The organism is Streptomyces sp. NPDC043746, from assembly GCF_056436485.1.
Genome location: NZ_JBWKCM010000008.1, coordinates 252,180 through 258,855 on the forward strand (window position 1 = coordinate 252,180; position 6,676 = coordinate 258,855).

The window sequence follows — 6,676 nt, forward strand, 5'->3', positions numbered from 1 at the left end:
GCTCTCCCGTCTCGTCAGCGGCCGGGCCCGCGCCCCCAGCCCCTCCGGCGTTGGATGAGCGGGGCCCGGGGCGGGCCCCCGGGGGCAACCGGCAGGGCCCGTTCCCACGGAGAGGTCAGGAGGGTCACGCCCTCCGAAGCCGCGCCCGGACCCGACCGGGACAGGAACCCCTGGCCCCAGCCGCTGGCCCCAGCCCCGGCCCCCAGCCCCGACCCTCGGCCCCGGCCCGCCGCCAAGGGCGCCCTCTCACCAACTCCCCGGCGCCGACCCGTCCACGGCGAAGACCGACCCGTCCGGTGCCGTCCCCACGACCGTCCGCCCCGCCGTCACCGGGGCGGGCAGGTCGGAGGCGTACGTCAGCTTCCCCCCGCTCAGCCGCGCGCGGGTCTGCCCCACCACCGCCCCCCGGCCCGTGTCCACGGCCAGCAGCCGCCCGTCCGCGGCGGAGAAGTACAGGTGCCCGCCCTCCCCGAGTACCGGCGCGGAGCCCCGCCCCACCCCGGTCTCCAGCCGCCACAACTCCCCGGCCCCGCCGGGCACCCCCTCACCGGAGGCCTTCCCACCGGCTGCCGCCCCCGTGTCCACGGCCAGCAGCGACCCGCCCCGCGCCAGCAGATACGCCGTGTCCCCGGCCATCGCCACCCGCGGCTCGTCCATCCGGAACGGCAGCGCGATCCGGACCGACGAGCGCGTTCCGGGCGCGTAGCGCACCAGCGCGACGGTCTCCGCGTCCCGGTTCATCGCCGTCAGCACCAGCTCCCCGGCCCCGGCGGTGGAGACCGGTGCCAGGATCCCCTCCAGCCGCCGCTGCCAAGCGACCCGGCCGCTCGCCGCGTCCACGGCGGTGACCAGGGTGGAGTCACCGCTCGCCGCGTGCTCGACGGCGTACGCGAGACCGGAGGCGGCGTCGTACAGCCCGAAGTCCGGCCGGGTGTGCCCGACCGGCGCCCGCTGCCACACCTCGGCCCCGCTGCCGCCGTCCAGCGCCGTGACCGTGCCGTCGTCCGCGACGACCAGGAGCGTGGATCCGGCGGCGAAGGCGGAACCGGGGCTCGCGGAGAGGCCGGTCTCCCGGACCGGTGCACCCTTGACCGGGTCGTACGCGCGCAGCTTCCCGTCCGGCCCCGCCGAGAGCACCACGCCGCCCGAGACGACGGGCGCCGAGGCACCGCGGAGGGCGGTGTTCCGGTCCGACCAGAGCACCCGCCCGTCGACGGGGTCGATCCGTACGGTCCCGGTCCCGTCCACCGCGCAGTACAGGGCCGCACCGACCCCGGCCGAGGAGCAGACAGGGGTGGCGTTCCCCGAGGTCCGCACCACGGTGCTCCACGGCGAGAACGCCTTCTCCGCCGCCGTACGCTCCCCCGTCTCCGTGCGCCCCGGGGCCTCGGCGCCCGTGTCCCCACCGCCGCCGCCCCACAGGGCGAACCCCCCGGCGCCCAGCCCCGCCACCAGCAGGAGCACCGCGGCGGCCACCGCCGGCCGCCCACGCGGACGCCCCCACCGCCGCGCCGGGACCACAGCCCCGCGCACATGCGTCGTGTCCTGCGACCCCTCCCGCTCACCGGCCCCCGCAGCCGTCCCCGTGACCACCGCCCGCCGCTGGGCCGGCAGGAACGCGGCGGCCTCGTACGACGGCGGCCGCAGCTTGGCCATCACCTCGTCCGGCGTCGGCCGCGCGGCCGGGTCCTTCGCCAGACACCGGCCGACCAGCTCCGCGAGATCCTCCGGCACTCCGCTCAGATCCGCCTCGTCATGCACCACCTGGTACGCCACGATGTACGGGCTGTCCGAGTCGAACGGCCCCCGCCCCGTCGCCGCGTGGACGAGCACCGCCCCCAGCGCGAACACATCGGCGGCCGGCCCCACCTCACGCGGCCGCTGGAACTGCTCGGGCGCCATATAGGGCGGCGAGCCGATCAGCTTGCCGGTCTCGGTGCGCAGATCACTGTCGTACGGGCGGGAGATGCCGAAGTCGATGACCTTCGGGCCCGCGTCGGAGAGCAGGACGTTGCTCGGCTTGAGGTCGCGGTGGATGACGCCCGCGCGGTGGATGTCGCGCAGCGCCTCGGCCAGTCCGGCAGTCAGCCTGCGCAACTCGGCGGGGGCCAGCGGCCCGTTCCGCTTGACCTGCTCGGCGAGGGTCGGCCCGGGGACGTACAGGGTGGCCATCCAGGGCCGTCCGGCGTCCGGGTCGGCGTCCACGACCGGCGCGGTGAACGCCCCGCTGACCCGCCGGGCAGCCGCCACCTCCTGCCGGAACCGGGCTCTGAACTCGGGGTCCGCCGCATACGGCCGGTGCACCACCTTCACCGCGAGCTGGAGCCCGGAGGCGGAGCGCGCCAGATGGACGACGCCCATGCCGCCCGAGCCGAGACATGCCTCAAGACGGTAGGTACCCGCATATTCCGGAAACTCCGCTTCCGGATGCGCTCCGGCCCCTGGCAGCGGCGGCATCGTCCACCCCCGTGTTGTGATGCGCAAGCGCGACGCACGGAGCCTAGTCGATGGTGCGTGCGAGCGGCGCGGGGCTTGTTAGCCTGCGCGTCGTACGGCTTCGTACGCATCGTTTCTCGACGGGGGAGGCCCTCATGGGCGCTGACGAGCAGACCATCGAACCGCCGGTGGAGAGAGCCGCGGAGGCATCCGGGACGGCGACCGCGGCCGTGGCGAGCGCCTCGCTGCACAAGTACCCGATCGCCCCCGGCTACCGGGTCAACGTCCGCACCGGCCCCGGCACCAGCTACCGGATCGTGCGTACGCTCCCGGTCGGCATGAAGGTCCCGATCTACTGCCAGAAGCCGGGCGAGCGGGTCACCGGCCCCTACGGCACGTCGAACCTCTGGTGCAACATCGCCAACGGCGAGTTCGTCTCGGACACGTACGTCTACACCGGCAGCGACGGCTATGTAGCCCCCCGTTGCGACTGACGGAACCACCGGACCACACCGACCACCGGGCCACCGCCCGAGGTCTCCCGCTCCGTCGTCCCGCCCGGGGATAATCGACCCCGTGAGCGAGAACAGCGAAGCACCCGGAACCCCGCCCGCCGCCGCAGCGACCGGCTCCGGCGGCGGCGCCCCCACGCCCCCCGGCCCGCGGCCCGAGCCGATCCGCTTCTTCGGCACGACGTGGGTCGACCACGACGGCGGGTACGGGCTCCGCCGCGTCGGCGTCGCGGCCGGTTCGCTCGTCGCCGCCGTGGGGAGCTGCCTCGCGCTGCGCTTCGCCTACCAGGGCCTGGAGATCGCCGAGGTCGACAGCCTCGTCGGCATGCTGGTGATCGTGATGTTCGCGGTCTGCAGCGCCATCGCGTTCCGCAAGACGTGGGAGTCCTTCGGCTCCCGCCCGAAGAACCCGGCCCGCGAGGACAGCCTGCGCGGCCTGAAGTCGATCGGCTTCATCGGCTCGCTGCTCGCCTACTTCTTCCGCTCGCTCATCGAGGCGCCGGGCGAGAGGCTGCACCGCGCGGAGTACGAGAGCGCCCGTACGCAGTTCGAGAAGCGCCGCGCGACCCGCACCGGCAACCCGGCGGCCCGCAAGCGCCCCAAGCGCCGCTGACAGCACGCGCCACCCGCCTCACCACACCCCCCCTTCTTCCTGACGCGCCCCCTTGACGAGCGGACTCGTCAGGTCTGTGATTCATCACATGATGAATTGTGATGCCGAGGGCACGCACCCACCCCCGCAGCCCCCGCCTCCCGCCATCGAGGCCCGAGGCCTCACCGTCGTACGAGGCGGCCGCACGGTCCTGCGCGGCCTCGACTTCACCCTCGAACCCGGCACGATCACCGGCCTCCTCGGCCCGTCGGGCTGCGGGAAGACGACCCTGATGCGGGCGGTCGCCGGCACCCAGGCCGAGGTGACGGGCACGCTCACCGTCCTCGGCCACCCCGCCGGAGCCCCGCCCCTGCGCCCCCGCATCGGGTACGTCACCCAGGCGCCCTCCGTCTACACGGACCTCACCGTCCGCCAGAACCTCGACTACTTCGCCGCCGTCCTGCGCCCTGGCCGCGCCCACCGCGGGGCCCGCCGCACCGCCGTCACCCGCGCCATCGAGGACGTCGACCTCATGAGCCACGCCGACGCCCCGGCCGGCGCCCTCTCCGGCGGCCAGCGCAGCCGCGTCTCCCTGGCGGTGGCCCTGCTCTTCGCGCCCGACCTGCTGGTCCTGGACGAACCGACGGTCGGCCTGGACCCCGTACTCCGCCGCGACCTGTGGGACCTCTTCCACCGCCTGGCCGCCGACCGGGGCGCCACCCTCCTCATCTCGTCCCACGTCATGGACGAGGCCGAACGCTGTCACCGTCTCCTCCTCATGCGCGAGGGCCGCATCCTCGCCGAGGACACCCCCGGGGCACTTCGCACCCGCACCGGCACGGAGACGGTGGAGGAGGCCTTCCTGCACCTGGTCGACGAGGCGGCGGCCACCCACCGAGAGGAACCAGGCCCATGACCACGACGACCACCACCGCACCCGGCCGCCTCCTCTCCCCCTCCCGTACGGCAGCGACAGCCGCCCGGGTCCTGCGCCAGCTCCACCACGACCCGCGCACCATCGCCCTGCTGCTGCTCGTCCCGGTCCTGATGATCACGCTGCTCCGGTACGTCTTCGACGGCGCACCCGGCACGTTCGACTCGATCGGGGCCTCGCTCCTCGGCATCTTCCCGCTGATCACGATGTTCCTGGTGACCTCGATCGCCACCCTGCGCGAACGCACCTCGGGCACCCTCGAACGCCTCCTCGCCCTCCCGCTCGGCAAAGGCGACCTGATCGCCGGGTACGCCCTCGCCTTCGGCGCGGTCGCGGTCGTCCAGTCCGTCCTGGCCACCGCGGTCTCGGTCTGGCTGCTCGGCCTGGACGTCACCGGCTCGCCGTGGCTGCTCCTGCTGGTCGCGCTGCTCGACGCCCTGCTCGGCACGGCACTCGGCCTCTTCGTCTCGGCGTTCGCCGCATCGGAGTTCCAGGCCGTCCAGTTCATGCCAGCGGTGATCTTCCCGCAGCTCCTGCTCTGCGGCCTGTTCGTCCCCCGCGACCAGATGCACCCGGCCCTGGAGGCGATCTCGAACGCCCTGCCCATGTCGTACGCCGTCGACGGCATGGACCAGGTCGTGCGCCACTCCGACCTCACCGGCGCCTTCCTCCGGGACATCGCGGTCGTGGCGGGCAGCGCTCTCCTGGTCCTCTGCCTGGGCGCGATCACCCTGCGCCGCCGCACCCCGTGAGACGCCACCGCACCCCCGGGGACCCCGGTGCGAGGATGACGGCGAACGGCAAGACGACGGCCACGCATCCGACATGCCAAGGCCCCAGCACCGCCCGGAGGGTGAACACATGACCCAGACAGTCGCAGTCCTCGGTACCGGAAAGATCGGGGAGGCCCTCCTCAGCGGCATGATCCGGGCGGGCTGGCGACCGGCCGACCTCCTGGTGACCACCCGCCGCGGTGATCGCGCCGAGGAACTGCGCACGCGGTACGGAGTCGAGTCGGTCGGCAACGCCGAGGCGGCGAAGGCTGCGGACATCCTCATCCTGGCGGTGAAGCCGCAGGACATGGGGAAGCTCCTCGACGAACTGGCCCCCCACGTCACCGCCGACCGCCTGGTCATCAGCGCGGCCGCCGGCATCACCACCACCTTCATCGAGGACCGCCTCGCCGCAGGCACCCCGGTCGTGAGGGTCATGCCCAACACCCCGGTCCTGGTCGACGAGGGCATGTCCGTCATCTCGGCCGGCAGCCACGCCACCGGCGCGCACCTCACCACCACCGAGGAGATCTTCGGCGGCGTCGGCAAGACCTTGCGCGTCCCGGAGTCCCAGCAGGACGCGGCCACCGCCCTCTCCGGCTCGGGCCCCGCCTACTTCTACTTCCTGGTCGAGGCCATGACGGACGCGGGCATCCTGCTCGGCCTGCCCCGCGCCCAGGCCCACGACCTCATCGTCCAGGCCGCCATCGGCGCGGCCGTGATGCTCCGCGACAGCGGCGAGCACCCGGTCAAGCTCCGCGAGGCCGTCACCAGCCCCGCCGGCACGACGATCAGCGCCATCCGGGAACTGGAGAACCACGGCGTACGGGCCGCCCTCATCGCCGCCCTCGAAGCCGCCCGCGACCGCAGCCGCGAACTGGCCTCCGGCAACGGCTGACCCCCGCCCCGGCCGGGGGTTGACACGCCCCGGCCGGAACCGTAATGTGCTCCGAGTTGTCCGACGTGAGCGCCGACCCCGGTCGGTCCCCGGACAGCCATTCCGCAGTAGCCACGATCAGCGAGCGACTCCGTGTCGCCTGCTTTTTCGTGCGCATTCACGGAATGAGGAATCCGCGTTCGAAGGGACGCACCCCGATTAGCGTCGGGGGCCAGGAATCCGCTAAAGTCTCACTCGTCGGAACGGCCCAACGGCCGGGAGGACAAACCCCGCTGACTGGGAGTCAGGCCCGAAAGGATCTGATAGAGTCGGACTCGCCGGAAAGGGAAAAGCGCGAAAGCGAAGAACCCTGGAAAGCGAACAGCAGGATCCCGCTTCGACCGGGAATCGGACACGGAAGAGTCTGATAGAGTCGGAAACGCAAGACAAGAAAGAAAAACGAAGGGAAGCGCCCGGAGGGCCCCGGTGATACGGGACCGAAGGAAGCGTCCGTTCCTTGAGAACTCAACAGCGTGCCAAAAGTCAACGCCA

Annotated in this window: 6 protein-coding genes; 5 read left to right on the forward strand and 1 reads right to left on the reverse strand. The window is 72.9% G+C overall.

The window, feature by feature from the left end:
* Positions 1-246 precede the first annotated feature (246 nt).
* Positions 247-2,457 carry a protein kinase domain-containing protein gene (locus tag AC0682_RS12250; RefSeq protein WP_478532593.1) on the reverse strand — a complete coding sequence of 737 codons (2,211 nt, stop codon included), beginning with the start codon at positions 2,455-2,457 and terminating at the stop codon, positions 247-249.
* Between the two features lie 134 nt (positions 2,458-2,591).
* Between AC0682_RS12250 and AC0682_RS12255 the strand changes: the two genes are divergently transcribed.
* The 5 genes from AC0682_RS12255 to proC all read left to right on the forward strand — a co-directional run bounded on the left by AC0682_RS12255 (position 2,592) and on the right by proC (position 6,145).
* The gene (locus AC0682_RS12255; RefSeq protein ID WP_478532574.1) at positions 2,592-2,930 is read left to right on the forward strand and encodes an SH3 domain-containing protein; all 339 of its coding nucleotides are present in this window, start codon (positions 2,592-2,594) and stop codon (positions 2,928-2,930) included.
* An 82-nt stretch (positions 2,931-3,012) separates the two neighbouring features.
* A complete protein-coding gene (locus tag AC0682_RS12260; RefSeq protein ID WP_478532576.1) occupies positions 3,013-3,561 on the forward strand; it encodes a hypothetical protein in 549 nt (182 codons plus the stop codon).
* An 88-nt stretch (positions 3,562-3,649) separates the two neighbouring features.
* Positions 3,650-4,456 (forward strand): ABC transporter ATP-binding protein, encoded by an 807-nt coding sequence (locus AC0682_RS12265; protein ID WP_478532577.1) that lies wholly within the window; start codon positions 3,650-3,652, stop codon positions 4,454-4,456.
* Positions 4,453-5,226, forward strand: a complete 774-nt coding sequence (locus AC0682_RS12270; protein WP_478532578.1) for an ABC transporter permease — start codon at positions 4,453-4,455, stop codon at positions 5,224-5,226. Before AC0682_RS12265 ends, AC0682_RS12270 begins: the two co-directional genes overlap by 4 nt.
* A 109-nt stretch (positions 5,227-5,335) precedes the next feature.
* Positions 5,336-6,145 carry a pyrroline-5-carboxylate reductase gene (gene proC / locus AC0682_RS12275; RefSeq protein WP_478532579.1) on the forward strand — a complete coding sequence of 270 codons (810 nt, stop codon included), beginning with the start codon at positions 5,336-5,338 and terminating at the stop codon, positions 6,143-6,145.
* The last annotated feature ends 531 nt before the right edge of the window (positions 6,146-6,676 follow it).